This window comes from Chitinophaga pinensis DSM 2588 (genome assembly GCF_000024005.1).
GTDB lineage: Bacteria > Bacteroidota > Bacteroidia > Chitinophagales > Chitinophagaceae > Chitinophaga > Chitinophaga pinensis.
The window spans coordinates 6,897,963-6,914,799 of sequence record NC_013132.1; the positions used below are offsets into that span (position 1 = coordinate 6,897,963).

The following is a 16,837-nucleotide window of genomic DNA, read 5'->3' on the forward strand; positions in this document are numbered from 1 at the left end:
TCTGTGGCAGTTACTGGTTCTTTTTAATATCTATCCAGAATCGACGTGGACGTTTCACAAATTTGTCAAGATCGGAATAGATATTTCCCCAGTCATCGGTGCCGCTAAGTGTAAAATCAAGGGAGTTATCTGTAATCGTTTTATTCAGACCATTGCCCAGATCAATGCTCATTGCGCCCAGGAAAGCGCCGCTGGTCCTTTTACCTTCTTTGCTGATAAAGGTAACGGTATTGTTCACATAATCTCTTTCCCAGGTACTTTCCCCGGTTGGTACCAGGCGATATACATTATTCAGGTCCATTACGGGGTTATTGTACAGAAAGCTCGCATAAGCACCGTCTGGTCCAGCGTTATTGGTCACCTTACCAGTCGTTTTCCCATCCGCAGTCACCCCACCGAATTCAAACGTGATCGTATTATCTAGTTCCTTATCCGGCGTATCAGCACCCGTCCAGACCCAGGGTTTGTCTTTCAGGTTGATGACACCGCCACCACCATATTCCGGTCCGGTACCGCCATAAAGTACCAGGGATTGTATGGAATAAGTGCCCAGCAGTGTTTCTGTGAATGGAATGATCTCTACCGTCCATTCGCGGGTGCTGCCTGATTCTGAAGTAATAGTAAATTTCGCCTGGTTGTTACTCGCCGTAAAATTAACAGGTACTCCATTCGCAGGGGAGATATCGGCCTTATAGGAAGTCTGGATCTGTGCCACTACTTTACTCAGATCTGTACCTGCCTGCACCAGTACTTTCACCGTAGCTTTCGCGTCCGTTCTGTTGATGGCGGCCGGTCCTACCTGTACCAGTCCGCCACCTAAAGTAATTGCTTCAATAGATCTTTCATTGCTGCTGACGCCATCAAAGGGATCTTTCGTACAGGCGCTGCAGCAGATGATCAATAGCAAGGATATATAAAGAGACAGTTGTTTCATAACGATTAATTATTTCATTAAAGGATTTGTATCCAGTTCCCTTTGCGGAATCGGGAAGAAGTAAGCGCCGCTGGTGATGACTTTACCATATTGCTGTACCAGTACTTTTTCCATGGTATTCGTTCTGCGCAGATCAAACAAACGGCTGCCTTCAAAAGCCAGTTCCCAGGCACGTTCCTGTACGACTGCATTACGGAAAGTAGCAGCACTCAGTCCGGGCTGTAAATCGCCAATACCTGCACGGGCGCGTATTTTATTAACAGCAGCATATCCATCTGCCGTAGGTCCGCAGGCCTCCGCATAGGTGAGCAGGATATCACTATACCGGATGATAGGAGAATTGGCACTGGTGGCATCTCCTATACGTGCCGGATCAATGAACTTACGGGTGAAAGGACGGGAACTGCTGCTGATATCCAGCTGGTAGGTTTGTCCGTTGTTGGTATAAGATGACACGATCAACTGTGTTTTCCGACGGTCGTTATCCGCATAACTGAAATAAACACCTGATTCTGTCCGGAAGTGTCCCCAGCCCTGTCCTATATCAATCTTCACGCTATCCGGCTTTAACTGGTTATAGGCAATCGTCATGGGACGGTCGGCAGGCAGGAACATGTTGGGCAGTTTTGAAAAACTACCTTCCCGGTCACCGCTTCTGTCCACAGCAGCATCAAAAATGTGTTCTGTTACGGCCGCCTTCTTGTAGATATCAATGTTAAAGATATCTGGCAATGCAGGTGTTAATGCAAATGCCGACTGGCCGGCAACTACCTTCTCTGCATATAATTTTGCCTGTGCATATAACTCGTCCGGATTAGTCACAAAATCATATCCCGGAGAACCGGATGCTTTGGAAGATGCCAGATGCAGATACACCTTCGCGAGTAATCCTTCTGCCGCAGGTTGATTGGCACGACCTTCACTGATACGCGATTGGGTAATCAATGAATCTGCCGCCTGCAGATCACTGACGATCTGTGTATAGACGTCTTTGATAGGGGATTTCGCAATAGGTATCTGCGAAGCATCATCAATAGTCGTTGTGCGTAAAGGCACTTCTCCAAACATCCTTACCAGGTTAAAGAAGTGTAAGGCCCGCAGGAAATAACCTTCCCCTGTGATCTGGTTACGTTCTGCATCCGTCATACCAGGGATCTTCGGCACATTGGCAATCACCGCATTCGCCCTGGCAATACCTCTGTACATATAGGTCCAGATATTGTCGAGATCGGGGTTGGTGGATGTGGTACGCAATTCATCCAGTTCGAAGTTGCCTACGCCCGCATCGCCTTTCTGCGTCAGATTCTCTGTCGGTAATTCTGTGATGATATAATAACCTCTTGAGTAATAACCTACCTCCGGCAGGATGGAATAGGCATATATAATGGCTGCCCGTGCGTCGTCGGCAGTTTTATAGTAGGTCTGTGAATTGATCATCCCATAGGGTTGCTCATCCAATTTAGAACAGCCCACCAGCGTGGAAACGCCCAACATGGCGGGGAGTATATATCTGTAAGCGAATTTTTTCATGTCTGTGATTTTAACGGATTAGAATACTACATTAGCGCCCAGGGATAGAGCACGCGGACGTGGATATGCGCCGTTGTTGATACCACTCTCCCCTACTTCCGGATCAAAGCCTTTATTGAAGCCGGTGAAGGTATAGAGGTTATTGCCCGACAGGTATACCCGGAGACTCTTCACAAATTTCACCGCATCAGTTTTCAGGTTATAACCAAATGTTACGTTCTGCACTCTCAGGAAAGAGCCGTCTGTCAGGTAGAAATCGGAAGCTCGCCATCCACGGGTACCATTTGCCCTTGGATATGCCATACTGGGATTATCCGGCGTCCAGCGCTGTAGCCAGCGGCTGGCAGTCATTTTCTGGAAATCCCAGACGTCTCCGCCTTGCACACCATAGAGTTGCATGGACAAGTCGAACTGTTTATAGCGCACATTGGTATTCAGACTATAAATAAAATCAGGATTAGGATTGCCGATAATTGTACGGTCATAAGAGTCAACGATACCATCCGGCTTAGCATCCGGACCGGAGACATCCAGGTATTTTATCTCGCCTGGTTGCGCATCTACACCGGTCAGGCCCGCTTTGATACCTTCGTCAAGGGTCTGGATAATACCAGCTGTTTTGTATCCGTAAAAAGAGAACATCGGCTGCCCTACGGTATAGGTGCTGATCTGTTGGCGCACGGATTCATACAGCGAACCAATAAACACCTGGTTACTCTCTCCCATGGCCACCACTTTGTTGGTGTTTTTGGTGAACATACCGCCTACGCTCCAGGTGAAATCTGCCTTATTGATCACATTCGCATTCAGACCGATCTCTATACCACGGTTCTCGATCTTTCCGTCATTGATCCACTGCTGGTCATATCCGGCGCTGGGCGCGATAGTTTTCAACCGCAACAAGTCACTGGTACGTTTGATATAATAATCGGCACTGATAGTAATCCGCTGATCCAGGAAGCCCATGTCAACACCCAGATCGAGGGAGCGGGTTGTTTCCCATTTCAGACTGTTATTTCCAAGTCCGCCGACAATGGTACGTCCCTGTTCGTCATTGGCGCCTGCCAGTCCGGGACCGAAACCAGTCTCAAATACGGAGCCGGTGAAATACTTATTAGAACCATAACGGTCCAGCGTCTGATAAGGACTGATACCCTGGTTGCCCGTCAAGCCGTAACTACCTCTTACTTTCAGCTCAGAGAAAAGACCCAGTTGCCTGATAAAAGGCTCTTCTCCTGCTTTCCAGGCCAATGCCGCAGAAGGGAAAAAGGCCCATTTGTTATTAGCGCCAAATTTGGTAGAACCATCTGCTCTGGCGGTGAGTGTCAACAGGTATTTATCGTTGAAGGTATAATTACCACGACCGTACCAGGAAGCGAGATTAAAGCGCTGCAGGGAATTGGAGATCAGCATGGTACCGGCAGTAGCCAGGTTCTCGTTCTGCATTACGTCATTGACAAAGTTCTGACCGGTCAGCGAACTAAACCTGTTCTCTGTTTTCTGGTAAGAAAAACCTGCTACCAGGGTGGCCCTATGCAGTTTGCCGAAATCTTTATTGATGGTAAAATAGTTCTCGTTCAGCAGATCAAAATAACTGCCGTTAGCGATACTCCCGTAGCTGCCTTTATTATCCAGCGCCCGCTGCGTGCTGTTCTTAGGATCGTACAGGTCCTGTATGCTATTGCCTGACTTGGCATTGATAGAGGTACGGAACTGTAACCAGCTGTTGATCCTGAAATTGACGTACAGGTTGCCAAGGAAATCAGTTGTTTTAGTCGTATTCAATAGCTGATTGGCTAAAGCAATGGGATTACCGAAGTCGGTATTGCTGGTACGGAAATAATTACCCGTAGAGTCATATACCGGCCAGATACTGGATCTGCCGACGCCAAGCTGTTGTCCGGAAGCTTTTGTATATGCCAGGATTACGTTTGTACCTGCGGTAACGGCGTTGGTCAGTTTCTGTTCAAGGTTCAGCCGGGAGGTATACTTATCATACCCATTTTTAATGACCATACCTTGTTCATTGTAATAGTTACCCGATATGGCATATTTCGTCTTTTCACTACCACCGTCGGCGGTCAGCGTATAGTTCTGCGAGTAAGGATGACGGTATATCAGGTCGACCCAGTCGGTATTAACAGGCCATTGCGGTTTATTGGGGTCTAAACCGCGTAATTCTGCAATTGAAGGAAAATATACCATCCCTGTACCTACAGGTCTGTAAATACCTATATAAGGCACATCTGTGGCAATTGCGCCGCCATTGATGGCAGCTTCATTGGCAAAGGTGGCATCTTCTACAGGATCCCGCCATACATCCGGCTTATTCTCCAGGAACGACATTGTCTGTAAGGTGTTAAATGAAATACGGTGTTGTCCTTGCTTCCCTTTACGTGTTGTTACCACGATCACGCCATTAGCGCCACGGGAACCATAAATAGCGGCACTGGAGGCATCTTTCAGTACCTCTATAGACTCAATATCTTCGGGGTTGATCTGTTTCAGGTTACCCGCATCTCCCCAGGGATAACCATCTACTACGACTAAAGGATCTTTAGACCCATTCAGGGAACTGGCTCCCCTGATACGGATCGTAGCGCCCGCACCGGGAGCACCACCACCTGTAGTCACCTGTACACCGGCGATCTTTCCCTGAAGGAGCTGATCTACGGAGGCGGCGGGCGTCTTGTTCAGATCACCGCCTTTCAGGGTGGCGACGGCGCCTGTGAGGTCGCTTTTTTTGACAGCCCCGTAACCTACGACTACCACGTCGTTCAGACTACCAGGGGCCAGTTGCATGTTAACAGTAAAATCATTTTGTGTACCCAATGGGATCTCTTTTGTCTGCATCCCTACATAAGTTACCTGGATTGTCTTCCCCGCCCCCGGAACATCCATGACAAATCTGCCGTCACCGTCGCTGACGGTGGCCGTCTTTGTTTCTTTTACGACTACTGTAGCGCCGGGGAGTGGTTTTGACTGATCATCGAAAACCTTTCCCGTAATCTTTCGCTGCTGCGCATTCACAATGATGGTTGGCAGGCATAGGAATAAAGCGATACTACAGCGTGCAATGAAATTTTTCATAACGCATTCAGTTTTAAAACGTAGAAATAATGAAACAAAAGTAATGGGCATTACAAGGCGTTTCTGGTGCTATTCTATCAGATCATGATCCTCAAACGATATTTGAAAGGAAGCAGTTGAGCATAGGAAATAGTCGTTTCAGCATTACCTGTCTGGCAGCATATGGACCTAGTTTTACGGATAATAAATTCCATATGTCAAATTTTAACGCAAGACTGCAGGCATTACAGGTCGCACATCAGCAACTGCTGCATATGAACAATGAAGCCATATTACCCGGTAACGGTATTTTTCTCAGATATAAAAACCCGGTACTCACGGCGACACATGTACCGTTGGAATGGTGTTATGACCTTAACCAGGCATCTAACCCTCATCTCATGACCCGCTTTGGAATCAATGCCGTATTTAATGCGGGGGCTATCAAATGGGAAGGGAAATATATAGTGATCGCCCGTGTAGAGGGTTGGGACAGGAAATCCTTTTTTGCAGTGGCAGAGAGTGATAACGGCATCGATGGATTTCGCTTCAGGGACTTTCCCCTGCAAATTCCTGAAACAGCGATACCAGATACCAACATTTATGATATGCGGGTAGTACAGCACGAGGATGGTTATGTTTATGGATTGTTCTGTACAGAACGCCGTGATCCTTCAGCTCCCGCCGGTGATCAATCAGCCGCCGTTGCGCAATGTGGTATTGTACGTACAAAAGACCTGGAAACCTGGGAGCGCTTACCAGACCTGGTCACGGCCTCTGCGCAACAACGGAATGTGGTATTACATCCGGAATTCGTCAATGGAAAATATATGCTCTATACACGTCCGCAGGATGGCTTTATTGAAGCCGGTAAAGGCGGCGGTATAGGCGTAGGCTATTGTGATAGTATGGAGAAAGCAGTGATCAGCACAGAGTCTGTGATCGATAATAAAGTGTACCATACCATTGCGGAAGCCAAGAACGGACAGGGACCTGCTCCTATCCGTACACCGCATGGCTGGCTGCACCTGGCACACGGCGTCAGAAATACGGCTGCGGGCTTACGCTATACACTATACCTGTTTATGACTTCCCTGGATCATCCGGAAGAAGTGATCTGTAAACCAGCAGGCTATTTTATGGCGCCCGAAGGTGATGAACGTGTCGGCGATGTATCCAATGTACTCTTCTCTAATGGCTGGATTGCTGATGAAGATGGTCAGGTGTTTATCTATTATGCAAGCAGCGATACCCGTCTGCATGTAGCCACCAGTTCCATTGCACAGCTGACCGACTACTGTATGCATACAGCTCCTGACGGCCTGCGCTCTTTTGCTTCCGTCGCGACCTTATACAACATCATTGAAAGAAACAAAGCACTGGTACCCGCTGAAATATAAACTATGTCTGCACCAATAAGTCTGAAAGAAAAAGTAGGATACGGCTTCGGCGACATGGCTTCTTCCATGTTCTGGAAGTTGTTTGGCATGTACCTGCTGTTTTTCTATACAGATGTCATGAAACTGGATGCAGCCGCGATCGGCACCATGTTTCTGATCACCCGTGTCTGGGATACCCTGTTTGATCCTTTCGTGGGTATCATTACAGACAGGACACAGAGCAGATGGGGAAAATTCCGTCCTTATCTGCTGATGATGGCCCTGCCTTTTGCAATTGCCGGCACATTGACATTCTATACACCTTCATTTGCCGGTGGCGGCAGACTTGTCTACGCCTATGTCACCTACTCGCTCATGATGATGATCTATTCACTGATCAATGTACCCTATGCTTCTTTATTGGGCGTGATCAGCAATGATGGTCGTGAACGGAATACCCTGGCCTCCTTCAGAATGTCTTTTGCATTCGCCGGGAGCTTCATGGCACTGGGATTACTGGAGCCACTTGTGCAATATTTTACCCCTTACGGATTAAGCGCCGCCTGGGTATTCGCAGTAAGTATTATCGCTGTGATCTGCCTCTTGCTGTTCCTGCTATGTTTTGCATGGGTGAAAGAAAGAGTACAACCCATACAACAACAATCCGGCAGACTGAAAGACGACTTTGCCGACCTCCTGCACAATAAACCCTGGTGGATACTATTGGGCGCCGGTATTGCTGCACTGATCTTTAATTCTATCAGGGATGGCGCGACTGTTTATTATTTCAAATACTATATCACGCAGAACCAGGCATTCAATGTAGCCGGCATTCCTTTTACTTATTCCACACTTTATCTGCTCACTGGTCAACTGGCAAATATCATAGGTGTTATACTCGCCTCTCCGGTAGCTAACCGGCTCGGTAAAAAACGTACCTATCTCCTGGCAATGGTCCTGGCTACCACAGGCAGTTGCTGCTTTTATTTCCTGCAGAAAGAACAACTCACCGGCATATTCGTGCTACAGGCGCTGATCAGTACCTGTGCTGGTATTATTTTTCCCTTGCTTTGGAGTATGTATGCGGATATTGCTGATTACTCCGAATGGAAGACCGGCAGACGAGCAACCGGACTGGTATTCTCTTCCTCTTCCATGTCCCAGAAATTTGGCTGGACAATAGGTGGCGCACTGACCGGCTGGCTCTTAGGTGTTTTCAATTTTCAGGCAGATACGACGCTCGATACAACCGCACAGACCGGGATTATCAGTATGCTGAGTCTTATCCCGGCCATCGGCTCCTTACTAAGCGTCGTATTCATTGCTGCTTACCCATTATCAGAAAACAAAATGAATGAAATATCCCGTGAATTGGACATCAGACGAAAAACAACAGCTACCAGTCAACACGCTGAAACAGGAACTTTTACAGGAGCTTAAACGTATACTCGTTTACTGGACGACTGAAACTGTAGACGAGCGCAATGGCGGTTTTATAGGCCGTATCTCCGCTCACAATGTAAAAGACCCTTATGCCGTCAAAGGAAGTGTGCTCAATACCCGTATACTCTGGACATTCTCTGCAGCTTATAATCTGTTAAAGACTGACCAGTATCTTACATTGGCTAATCGCGCCTGGGATTACCTCTATGCTCACTTCGCTGATAAAGTGCATGGAGGTCTTTATTGGACGGTGGACTATACCGGTAAAGCAGTCGATGGCAAAAAGCAGGTCTATGCCATTGCATTCGGCGTATATGCCTGCAGCGAGTACTTTAAGGCAAGCAGAAACGAAACAGCTAAACAAACTGCGATAGCATGGTACCATGCTATCCGTCAGTATGCCTACGATAAGATATACGGCGGCTATATAGAAGCCTGTACGCAAGACTGGCAACCACTATCTGATCTTCGGCTGAGTCTGAAAGATGCGAATGAAAGAAAGTCCATGAATACACATCTGCATGTGCTGGAAGCCTGGACTACCTTATATGAGATCTGGCCGGATGAACAACTGAAAGCAGATATCCTGGAATTACTGATGCTTTTTGACAAGCAGATCATTCATCCCACTACACACCATTTGCAATTATTCTTCACGGACAACTGGACGGTGAAAAGCACCTTGATTTCTTATGGCCATGATATAGAAGCAGCATGGCTGTTACTGGAGGCGGCAATTGCAGTTGGTGATGAACAGGAGCTCAGTCGTTTCCGTGTCCGCGCCATCAACCTGGTAAGAGCCGCCCTGAAAGGCATGGATAAAGACGGTGGCCTCTGGTATGAATACGATACTGCTGAGCAACACCTGATAGCAGAAAAACACTGGTGGCCACAGGCGGAAGCCCTGGTAGGACTGGTCAATGCCTGGGAACTAAGCGGCGATCCTTACTACCTGGATAAAGCGATGGCCAGCTGGCAATTTATACAACAGTTCCTGCTGGATAAAACAGACGGAGAATGGCATTGGGGCGTCGGTCTCGACGGCAAGCCGATAGAAGAAGTAAAGGTAGGATTATGGAAGTGTCCCTATCATAATGCGAGAGCATGCATGGAGGTCGTGAAGCGTTTGAAGTGATGTTTTGGGAATACACCCAAAACATCACTTTAATATCATGCTACCTTTTCAAAAAAGTATGCCAATACCTGTCCTTCTGCAAGTCCTTCACCGATCGCCCATTCCGTAAAACCATCAGAATCTTTCGCACCAGGTGGAAATATGGTCAGCGCTTCATCAACAGGTTTATAGTCTGCATAATCATAACTATAAAAGATGCCTTTGATCTCCTTAAAATACTGATCAATCAGTGCTGCCGCGTTTGCATCATCGTCGAGACTGATCGCGCCAAATTTCAGAATGTAGGCAGTCCACTCATACACCCTGTCCCTATCCTGCTGTTTATGCGCTTCACGGATAAGATATAAACCCAGATCATGAATATCCATTATTGCCAAAGGCGGTTCATCTTTCCTCAACGGCGATCCGTAGTCAATATATATTTTACCCGTTGCAGGTTCCAGGTAGGCGGCAACATCGTTTTTCTCACTCCACTTCTTCTTAATATCCCTGTTAATGAATTCGATATCTTTCTTCTTCAACAGTTTCTCAAAATATGCTTCATTACCTTTATAATCAGGATGTGCAGTATAGTCGATTGTGATCGTATAACCAGTTTGGAGTAAGATGGGCATTACCCTGAAGTTGGTAAACTTACAATCGTACTGTGTCTGAACGCTGTAAAGATTCCCTATCACCGTTTTCTTCTCTTCGTTCATAATTGCTGCTTTATCTATAAGACGAATGCCGTATTCTATCAGGGCTTCAATTTGCCACATTGACATGGTTAAGTAATATTTGGGTTGAATGATCGGACAATATAATATTTTATTTTAATACCCATTCAACTGACGATCCTCATCACCTGTCATAGTGTAAATCAGTTGTTATATAAAGACATGATTCCCTGGGCCGAACAGGAGGCGCCCGCTCCTGTTTTGGGCACAGCCCCTGTTTATCATGATTGCTTTTACAAAATTAACCCTATTATTTACCTTATTTCAGACAATGTGCACAGGACGCCAAAACGTGTGCACAGGACGCAAAAACGTGGGTACGTGCAATTGCTTGTTCTTTATTCGTGCCTTAATATCTAACATTCATCCTTCGTTCATACAACGAAAGATGAACGAAGGATAAAAACACTTAAGACAATAATTGACAAATAAAATATCTTTAACTTCGGCGCGCTAAAATGGCTAAATCATGAAGCATAATACTCCTGACTGGTATCATCGGCTGAAAGAGAAGTATCCAATAGTATCGGATGCAGAATGGGCATTACTGGATAAAATGACAAAAGTCAAAACTATAAAAAAAGGCGACAGCTTTTTACGTTATGGTAAAATTGCGCGTTATGCGGCTTTTGTGGTATCCGGCCAGTTTGCGTTTACAATCATTGATGATGAAGGGAATGAGAAGATCATCCGGTTTGGTTTTGCAGACGATTTTCTGGCCAATTGTGAGAGTTATTACCGGATGGCCGCGTCCGCAGTAGCGATTACCGCATTGGAAGATGCCGTGATCAGGAGGATCAATATTAAACAGTTACAGCCTTTGTATGATCTGCATATGAGTCTGTCCGCAGTAAACCTGCAGATTTACCAGGAACTAGCAGAACAAACATTTGAGCATCAATATATTCTATCCTTGAAAAGCCCCGTAAAAAGGTATCAGTTTCTACTGAAACACAGACCGGCGATCATTAAAAAAATCTCTCTGACCAATATCGCCAGGTACCTGTATGTGAGTCGGGAAGCCCTTAGCAGGGCCAGATTACTGCTGCTGAACAAGGGGCAGCGCTTTTGTGATTGAAATCACGGATTGGCAGTTGACAGCTTTCTAGCTTTGTCAGAAAAACATGAAACAACCCTTGATTTTGTTGCACGGTCTGTTTGGTGGTCTGAGCAACTGGAATGATGTTATCGCTTACTTTGGAGAAAAATATGATATACACGTTCCTCCCCTCCCCATCTATGATGAACATAAGCAGGATATTTTAGATTACCTGGTGGCTTCGCTACATGATTATGTTGTTGCAAATAAGCTGAAAGATATCGTATTGGTTGGCAACTCACTGGGTGGCCATGTAGGGATCCTATATGCACACCGCTATGCAACGAATGTAAAAAGTATGCTCCTTACCGGTAGTTCCGGTTTGTATGAAAATAATACCCTGGGTAGTTTTCCCAAACGACATAGCCGCACCTACATACAGGAACGCGTTGAGTATACTTTTTATGACGCAAAAACAGCAACACCTGCCCTGGTGGACGAAGTATTTGCCATCGTACGCGACAACCAGAAGTGCTTCAGGATCGTAAAAACAGCAAAGACAGCACAACGGAACTACGTCACGAAAGAATTGCCGGAGATCAACATACCCGTATTACTGATCTGGGGAGAAGATGATAATATAACGCCACCGGCTGTAGCGGAAGAATTTGAAAAAATGTTACCCAACGTAAAACTGGTGTACCTGAAGGAATGCGGCCATGCGCCGATGATGGAAAAACCTGCGGCATTTAATGCGCTGATGGAACAGTTTCTTGAAAACGGTTTATAATGCAAAAAACCGGGAGCCAACTCCTTCAAATGAGCAGACTCCTGGTTTTGTTTGTTACCGTTTTTTTATTTTACAGCAGTGGCTTCCAGCTCCACTTTCAATGTTTCAAACAAGCTGACCACTTCCATCAAAGTCACGACCTGCTGAAGACCATGTTTGGCGATCCATTCCTGGAGAATCGGAAATTGAGGCCAGAGCTCCGCAGTGTTAGTCGTGTAGATCGTTAAGCGTACAATATTTTTTGCTTCATAACCAGCTTCCGCGATGACTGTTTCCAGGTTGTTGATGGCCAGCTTCAGCTGTGTCTCCATATCATCATTGCTGGAGGTCCCATCAGGGTATACTGCCGCCTGTCCGGCAACATACAGCGTACTTGTTACATTCTTCACTTCAACTGCCTGTACATAACTTCTTTCATCCTGCCATTTCCAGGGATTGATTATTCTCTTTTCCATGTTATCTTAATTTTGCATTGTTTATTTCAATGCAAAGTTTCAGATAAGTCATGTAAAGAATTTTGATATACGTCACGATTTAAAAGTGATATACATCACACCTAATTTTACCTGCTGAGTGTTTCTCTTGACACGCCCAGATAGGCGGCGAGCAGACTTTTAGGCACACGTTGTACGAGTAAGGGAGATTGTTTTACCAGTTGCTCATAACGCTCCTTGGCGTCAGTTGTCAGTAAAGAAAGGATACGACGCTGTGCCGCAAGAAAACCGAAATTGGCTTTCTGCAGGAAGAAACGTTCCATTTTCTGCAGCTTATCACACAATATGCCATAGCCTTCGAGAGAAAGACAGCATACTTCGGTATCTTCCAGGCATTCCAGGGACAAGGTGGCTGGTGTTTGGGTGTGAAAGGCATAATAGTCGCTTTCCCACCAGTCTTCCATCGCAAAGGATACAATATGCTGCTTTCCGCTATTATCGGTATAAACGAGCTTTAAAAGGCCGGATAGCACGAAATAGGCATATTTTACGTTATCGCCTTCCTGGATAATATACTGGTGCTTTTTGAACTTTCTGGTCGTGAATTGCGTGAGGATGAAGTCAAATTCTTCGTCAGTGAGGGGGATTATTTTCTCGATATGTTCACGGAGCTGTTGCTGCATATATTAGAAAGATAGACCTGATTTGTGGCAAATATGGCAAAATAATTGAAATTATGCTGTTTTTCCGGTCAGAACAGGCCGTTTTTACCGCAAAATACAAAGTTACTCGGTTTGGCTACAAAGTCACCTAATTAGGCTACAAGTCCTACCGCGCCCTTGCTGATCTTTGTGTTACAAAATTTAAAACACAAAGTATATGGGAAGTAAAATATGGTTTATTACAGGATCATCAAGAGGATTTGGCAGGATTTGGACAGAAGCAGCGCTTGAGCGGGGCGATAAAGTAGCCGCTACTGCACGTAAATTATCCGCGATAGCAGATCTTAAAGAAAAATACGGCGATAATGTGCTGACGCTTGAGCTCGACGTGACACAGCCAGAGCAGGTGAAAAGTGTTGTAGAGCAGGCACACGCTCATTTCGGCAGACTGGATGTCGTACTAAACAATGCGGGTTATTCACTGGTAGGCACCATTGAAGAGAGCTCTGCTGATGATGTACGGGCCTTGTACGAAACGAATATAATCGGTCCGATGGCAGTTATCAAGGCAGCCCTGCCCCTGCTGAGAAAACAGGGTGGTGGACATATACTGGGTACTTCCAGCGGTCTTGGCCATTTTACTTTGCCGGTGATCGGCTATTACTGCTCCTCCAAATGGGCGTTTGAATCAATTCACGAAGCCCTGGCCGCTGAGGTGAAAGCATTTGGTATCAAGGTAACGATCGTAGAGCCAGGTGCATACGCAACGGAGTTCGGTAGCCAGGAGTCTTTGAAATTTGCCCCCGGACTGGATATCTATAACGACTTCAAACAACAGTTCGTACAGAAACTTTCCCAACAGGAAAGAGGCAATCCGGCCGCTACGCCGGCTGCGCTCTTCAAAGTGGTAGACTCGGATAATCCACCATTGCGCTTTAACCTGGGTAGCCATAATTTACCGGCAGTCCGCGTTGCTTATGCAGAACGTCTGGCAGAATGGGAAGCCTGGAATGACATCTCTGTTTCCGCACAGGGTTAAGAACAATCTTTGACAAATGGAAAATGATAACCGATCTTTGAATCGGTTATCATTTTATACTTTCCGGAAAATGAAAAAAGAAGAAATTACGCCGTTTAAATTTGAGTCGCTGACAGAAGCACACCGTATCCTCGGATTACCTGCGCCCAGGCATCCACTGGTGAGCCTGATTAACGGTCCGAATACAGCGACTAACGTCAATATGCCGCAAGGCCCGCATTTGCTGAATTATTATAAGATATCATACAAACCTAAGTTCAGCGGCCGATTGAGATATGGCCAGAGTTACTATGGCAGAGAATATCTCTACCATCGAAATCATTACCAGCCCTTCCGCAAAATACGATGCTGCGGGTAAAAGCGGCATCATCAACATCAAGACTAAAAAGACCATTATCACTGGTATAAACGGCTCTTATAACCTGACTGTTGGTACCGGTAAATACGGGATGTATACAACAGGGTTGAACCTTAACTGGCGGACTGAAAAATTCAACCTCTTTGGCAACTATAACAACGGTAACAGGGGCTTCTTCCAGACCCGTTATATAGAGCGGCATATCTCCGGCGATCAGCCCATATTGTTTGTATCAGATGTTTACAACAGACGTCGTTTTAAGAACAATAATTACAAGGCAGGATTTGACTATTTCATCAACAGCAAACATACGGTTGGTGCGCTTGTAAGAGGATACAGCAACTCTTTCTCGCAGGATGGTTTTAATACCAATCCAATCAGCAGTAATGGGAAAGTCGATTCAACGCTTTACTCCAATACAACGATCAGGAACAAGTTTTCCAATGTTTCTTTTAATCTGAATTATAAAGGCCAGCTGGATACTTTGGGGACAGAAATATCAGCAGATGCCGACTGGGCAGAATTTAAAGACAATAACAACATGCTGTTGAACGACAGCATGTCCTACCTGGTGGACCCGGTATTGAACTACCACTCCATCCGTAACAGACCGATCAACAATGTAACCATTAAAAGCGTCAAAGCCGACCTGGTACTGCCGTTCAACAAAACCACCAAACTGGAGACCGGTTTTAAGCTCAGTTCTGTAAAAACAGACAATGACCTTCGCTATGACTCCCTGCTGAATGGCAAGTATGAACGGGCGATCACACAGAGCAATCAGTTTATTTACACAGAGACCGTTTACGCCGCTTACCTGATCTTCAAAAAGCAGATCCGGAATACGGATATCCAGGCGGGTCTGCGTGCGGAACAGACAAAATCTGACGGTTATTCCGTGACCTTACAATCACACGTAAAACGCTCTTATCTGGACTTCTTTCCCAGCCTTTCTGTGGATCAGAAGCTCAGCGAAAATCATAAGATCGGGGTAAACTATTCGAAGCGTATTTCCAGGCCGAATTATGGCGATCTGAATCCGTTTGTCTGGTACATCGATAAGTACAATTATTTCAAAGGGAATCCTTATCTGTTGCCGGAATACACGCATAAGGCGGAGATCAGCTATACCTTCAAACAGAAGTATGTGGCGGCTCTCTCCTACGGACTGACCAAGAACATCGTACTGGAGTATATGATCCAGAATGATACTTCGAAAGTAACCACTTTCTATGACAGGAATTTCGAGCGGAGTTATGTATACGGCATTACGCTGACGATCCCGATAGATCCTTTCAAATGGTGGAATATCACCAATAACATCAACGCCAATCGTACGGCATATGATGTGAAGGATACGATGGTCAATCTGGCAACAAATACCTGGGGCCTGAACTATCAGACGACCCATACTTTCACTTTACCCCAAGACTGGAAGCTGGAACTGAACGGTTATTATGAGAGTCCGTTTGTCTGGGGAGTATACAAAATAAGGTCTTCCTTCGCCATTGGCGCAGGTGTACAGAAATCTTTCATGAATAAGAAGCTGGTTGCGAAGCTGAATGTCTCTGACATTACCAACCGCGAGCAGTTCCGTGGTACTGCCAGATTCGACAATATCGATATGTACATCAATAACCGCTGGCAGAACAGGCGCGTGAACCTTGCACTGACCTGGAATTTTGGTAACAGCAACATAAAAGCAGCCCGTGACAGAGAAGCGGGTGCTGAACAACAAAGGGTAGGCGGTTAACGCGTACCCTTTATATAACCTTCGAGATTGTCAATAATATAGCGTTGTTCGTCAATAACATATTTTACGACATCACCGATGGAAATCATGCCGACCAGTCTTAGCTGGTCATCTGTAACTGGTAAATGGCGGATGTGTTTGTCCGTCATTTTTACCATACAGTCCTGGATACTATCCTCCTCTGTCACAGTAAACGGATGTTCCGTCATAATCTCCCTGATTAATGTCTCTTTGGAAGCCCTGCCTTTCAGAATAACCCTGCGGGCATAGTCACGTTCGGAAAAGATACCTAATACTTTTTCATTGTCGCCGAGCACCACCAGTGCGCCCACGTTCTTATCCACTAACACGCTTAAGGCATCAAATACAGTATCATCTGGCTGAACGGAGTAAACAGCATGGCCTTTCACCCGTAGAATGTCACGTACAGTTCCCATAACGAGGTATTTTAGGTGTGATGAATGGAGGAATACAAGCCCTTTCTTTCTAAGTTAACATTTTATGCCCAAATTTCCCCCTTCCCATATAAATTTTCAGCCGGCATCTTGCATACAGG

Annotated in this window: 15 protein-coding genes; 8 read left to right on the top strand and 7 right to left on the bottom strand. The window is 45.8% G+C overall.

From position 1 onward, the window contains the following. Positions 1 to 10: 10 nt before the first annotated feature. Genes CPIN_RS26705 through CPIN_RS26715 form a run of 3 tightly spaced genes read right to left on the bottom strand, consistent with a single transcriptional unit; the run spans position 11 to position 5,554 of the window. A complete protein-coding gene (locus tag CPIN_RS26705) occupies positions 11 to 934 on the bottom strand; it encodes an SGBP N-terminal domain-containing protein (protein ID WP_012792992.1) in 924 nt (307 codons plus the stop codon). Positions 935 to 943: 9 nt separating this feature from the next. After that, positions 944 to 2,464 (bottom strand): RagB/SusD family nutrient uptake outer membrane protein, encoded by a 1,521-nt coding sequence (locus CPIN_RS26710; protein ID WP_012792993.1) that lies wholly within the window; start codon positions 2,462 to 2,464, stop codon positions 944 to 946. Between the two features lie 18 nt (positions 2,465 to 2,482). Then, positions 2,483 to 5,554 (bottom strand): SusC/RagA family TonB-linked outer membrane protein, encoded by a 3,072-nt coding sequence (locus tag CPIN_RS26715; protein WP_012792994.1) that lies wholly within the window; start codon positions 5,552 to 5,554, stop codon positions 2,483 to 2,485. A gap of 194 nt (positions 5,555 to 5,748) precedes the next feature. Here CPIN_RS26715 and CPIN_RS26720 point away from each other — a divergent pair, with 194 nt between their 5' ends. The 3 genes from CPIN_RS26720 to CPIN_RS26730 are packed head-to-tail and all read left to right on the top strand — an operon-like array spanning position 5,749 to position 9,490. Further along, entirely contained in the window at positions 5,749 to 6,933 is a 1,185-nt protein-coding gene (locus CPIN_RS26720) for a glycoside hydrolase family 130 protein (RefSeq protein WP_012792995.1), read from the top strand. 3 nt (positions 6,934 to 6,936) lie between these two features. Next, positions 6,937 to 8,352: an MFS transporter gene (locus CPIN_RS26725; RefSeq protein WP_012792996.1), complete on the top strand. Its 1,416-nt coding sequence runs from the start codon at positions 6,937 to 6,939 to the stop codon at positions 8,350 to 8,352. Continuing rightward, a complete protein-coding gene (locus CPIN_RS26730) occupies positions 8,279 to 9,490 on the top strand; it encodes an AGE family epimerase/isomerase (protein WP_012792997.1) in 1,212 nt (403 codons plus the stop codon). Before CPIN_RS26725 ends, CPIN_RS26730 begins: the two co-directional genes overlap by 74 nt. A 35-nt stretch (positions 9,491 to 9,525) precedes the next feature. Here CPIN_RS26730 and CPIN_RS26735 read toward each other — a convergent pair whose 3' ends face one another. Then, on the bottom strand, positions 9,526 to 10,254 hold the full coding sequence (locus tag CPIN_RS26735) for a hypothetical protein (protein ID WP_148230648.1): 729 nt from the start codon (positions 10,252 to 10,254) through the stop codon (positions 9,526 to 9,528). 421 nt (positions 10,255 to 10,675) lie between these two features. On the opposite strand from CPIN_RS26735, the gene CPIN_RS26740 reads away from it, so the two are divergent. Next, a complete protein-coding gene (locus CPIN_RS26740; protein WP_012792999.1) occupies positions 10,676 to 11,284 on the top strand; it encodes a Crp/Fnr family transcriptional regulator in 609 nt (202 codons plus the stop codon). A 46-nt stretch (positions 11,285 to 11,330) separates the two neighbouring features. Next, positions 11,331 to 12,035 (top strand): alpha/beta fold hydrolase, encoded by a 705-nt coding sequence (locus CPIN_RS26745; RefSeq protein ID WP_012793000.1) that lies wholly within the window; start codon positions 11,331 to 11,333, stop codon positions 12,033 to 12,035. A gap of 65 nt (positions 12,036 to 12,100) precedes the next feature. Here CPIN_RS26745 and CPIN_RS26750 read toward each other — a convergent pair whose 3' ends face one another. Both CPIN_RS26750 and CPIN_RS26755 read right to left on the bottom strand, forming a co-directional pair. Then, positions 12,101 to 12,490 carry a RidA family protein gene (locus tag CPIN_RS26750; protein WP_012793001.1) on the bottom strand — a complete coding sequence of 130 codons (390 nt, stop codon included), beginning with the start codon at positions 12,488 to 12,490 and terminating at the stop codon, positions 12,101 to 12,103. 107 nt (positions 12,491 to 12,597) lie between these two features. Next, a complete protein-coding gene (locus CPIN_RS26755) occupies positions 12,598 to 13,152 on the bottom strand; it encodes a Crp/Fnr family transcriptional regulator (protein ID WP_012793002.1) in 555 nt (184 codons plus the stop codon). A 196-nt stretch (positions 13,153 to 13,348) separates the two neighbouring features. Between CPIN_RS26755 and CPIN_RS26760 the strand changes: the two genes are divergently transcribed. The 3 genes from CPIN_RS26760 (at position 13,349) to CPIN_RS26765 (ending at position 16,281) form a co-directional block, all read left to right on the top strand. After that, a complete protein-coding gene (locus CPIN_RS26760; RefSeq protein ID WP_012793003.1) occupies positions 13,349 to 14,170 on the top strand; it encodes an SDR family NAD(P)-dependent oxidoreductase in 822 nt (273 codons plus the stop codon). A gap of 70 nt (positions 14,171 to 14,240) precedes the next feature. Beyond that, positions 14,241 to 14,528 carry a hypothetical protein gene (locus CPIN_RS38750; protein WP_148230649.1) on the top strand — a complete coding sequence of 96 codons (288 nt, stop codon included), beginning with the start codon at positions 14,241 to 14,243 and terminating at the stop codon, positions 14,526 to 14,528. Next, positions 14,461 to 16,281, top strand: a complete 1,821-nt coding sequence (locus tag CPIN_RS26765; RefSeq protein WP_044219806.1) for an outer membrane beta-barrel protein — start codon at positions 14,461 to 14,463, stop codon at positions 16,279 to 16,281. The genes CPIN_RS38750 and CPIN_RS26765 overlap by 68 nt, the downstream gene beginning before the upstream one ends. On the opposite strand, the gene CPIN_RS26770 is transcribed toward CPIN_RS26765, so the two are convergent. After that, complete coding sequence (locus CPIN_RS26770) at positions 16,278 to 16,718, bottom strand: CBS domain-containing protein (protein ID WP_012793005.1); 441 nt, start codon at positions 16,716 to 16,718, stop codon at positions 16,278 to 16,280. The genes CPIN_RS26765 and CPIN_RS26770 overlap by 4 nt on opposite strands. Positions 16,719 to 16,837: the final 119 nt, after the last annotated feature.

What these genes read in the sequence shown, in the direction of transcription:
- CPIN_RS26705 (WP_012792992.1), bottom strand. Translation starts at nt 934, where the DNA reads ATGAAACAACTGTCTCTTTATATATCCTTGCTATTGATCATCTGCTGC.
- CPIN_RS26710 (WP_012792993.1), bottom strand. Translation starts at nt 2,464, where the DNA reads ATGAAAAAATTCGCTTACAGATATATACTCCCCGCCATGTTGGGCGTT.
- CPIN_RS26715 (WP_012792994.1), bottom strand. Translation starts at nt 5,554, where the DNA reads ATGAAAAATTTCATTGCACGCTGTAGTATCGCTTTATTCCTATGCCTG.
- CPIN_RS26720 (WP_012792995.1), top strand. Translation starts at nt 5,749, where the DNA reads ATGTCAAATTTTAACGCAAGACTGCAGGCATTACAGGTCGCACATCAG.
- CPIN_RS26725 (WP_012792996.1), top strand. Translation starts at nt 6,937, where the DNA reads ATGTCTGCACCAATAAGTCTGAAAGAAAAAGTAGGATACGGCTTCGGC.
- CPIN_RS26735 (WP_148230648.1), bottom strand. Translation starts at nt 10,254, where the DNA reads ATGTCAATGTGGCAAATTGAAGCCCTGATAGAATACGGCATTCGTCTT.
- CPIN_RS26740 (WP_012792999.1), top strand. Translation starts at nt 10,676, where the DNA reads ATGAAGCATAATACTCCTGACTGGTATCATCGGCTGAAAGAGAAGTAT.
- CPIN_RS26745 (WP_012793000.1), top strand. Translation starts at nt 11,331, where the DNA reads ATGAAACAACCCTTGATTTTGTTGCACGGTCTGTTTGGTGGTCTGAGC.
- CPIN_RS26750 (WP_012793001.1), bottom strand. Translation starts at nt 12,490, where the DNA reads ATGGAAAAGAGAATAATCAATCCCTGGAAATGGCAGGATGAAAGAAGT.
- CPIN_RS26755 (WP_012793002.1), bottom strand. Translation starts at nt 13,152, where the DNA reads ATGCAGCAACAGCTCCGTGAACATATCGAGAAAATAATCCCCCTCACT.
- CPIN_RS26760 (WP_012793003.1), top strand. Translation starts at nt 13,349, where the DNA reads ATGGGAAGTAAAATATGGTTTATTACAGGATCATCAAGAGGATTTGGC.
- CPIN_RS38750 (WP_148230649.1), top strand. Translation starts at nt 14,241, where the DNA reads ATGAAAAAAGAAGAAATTACGCCGTTTAAATTTGAGTCGCTGACAGAA.
- CPIN_RS26765 (WP_044219806.1), top strand. Translation starts at nt 14,461, where the DNA reads ATGGCAGAGAATATCTCTACCATCGAAATCATTACCAGCCCTTCCGCA.
- CPIN_RS26770 (WP_012793005.1), bottom strand. Translation starts at nt 16,718, where the DNA reads ATGGGAACTGTACGTGACATTCTACGGGTGAAAGGCCATGCTGTTTAC.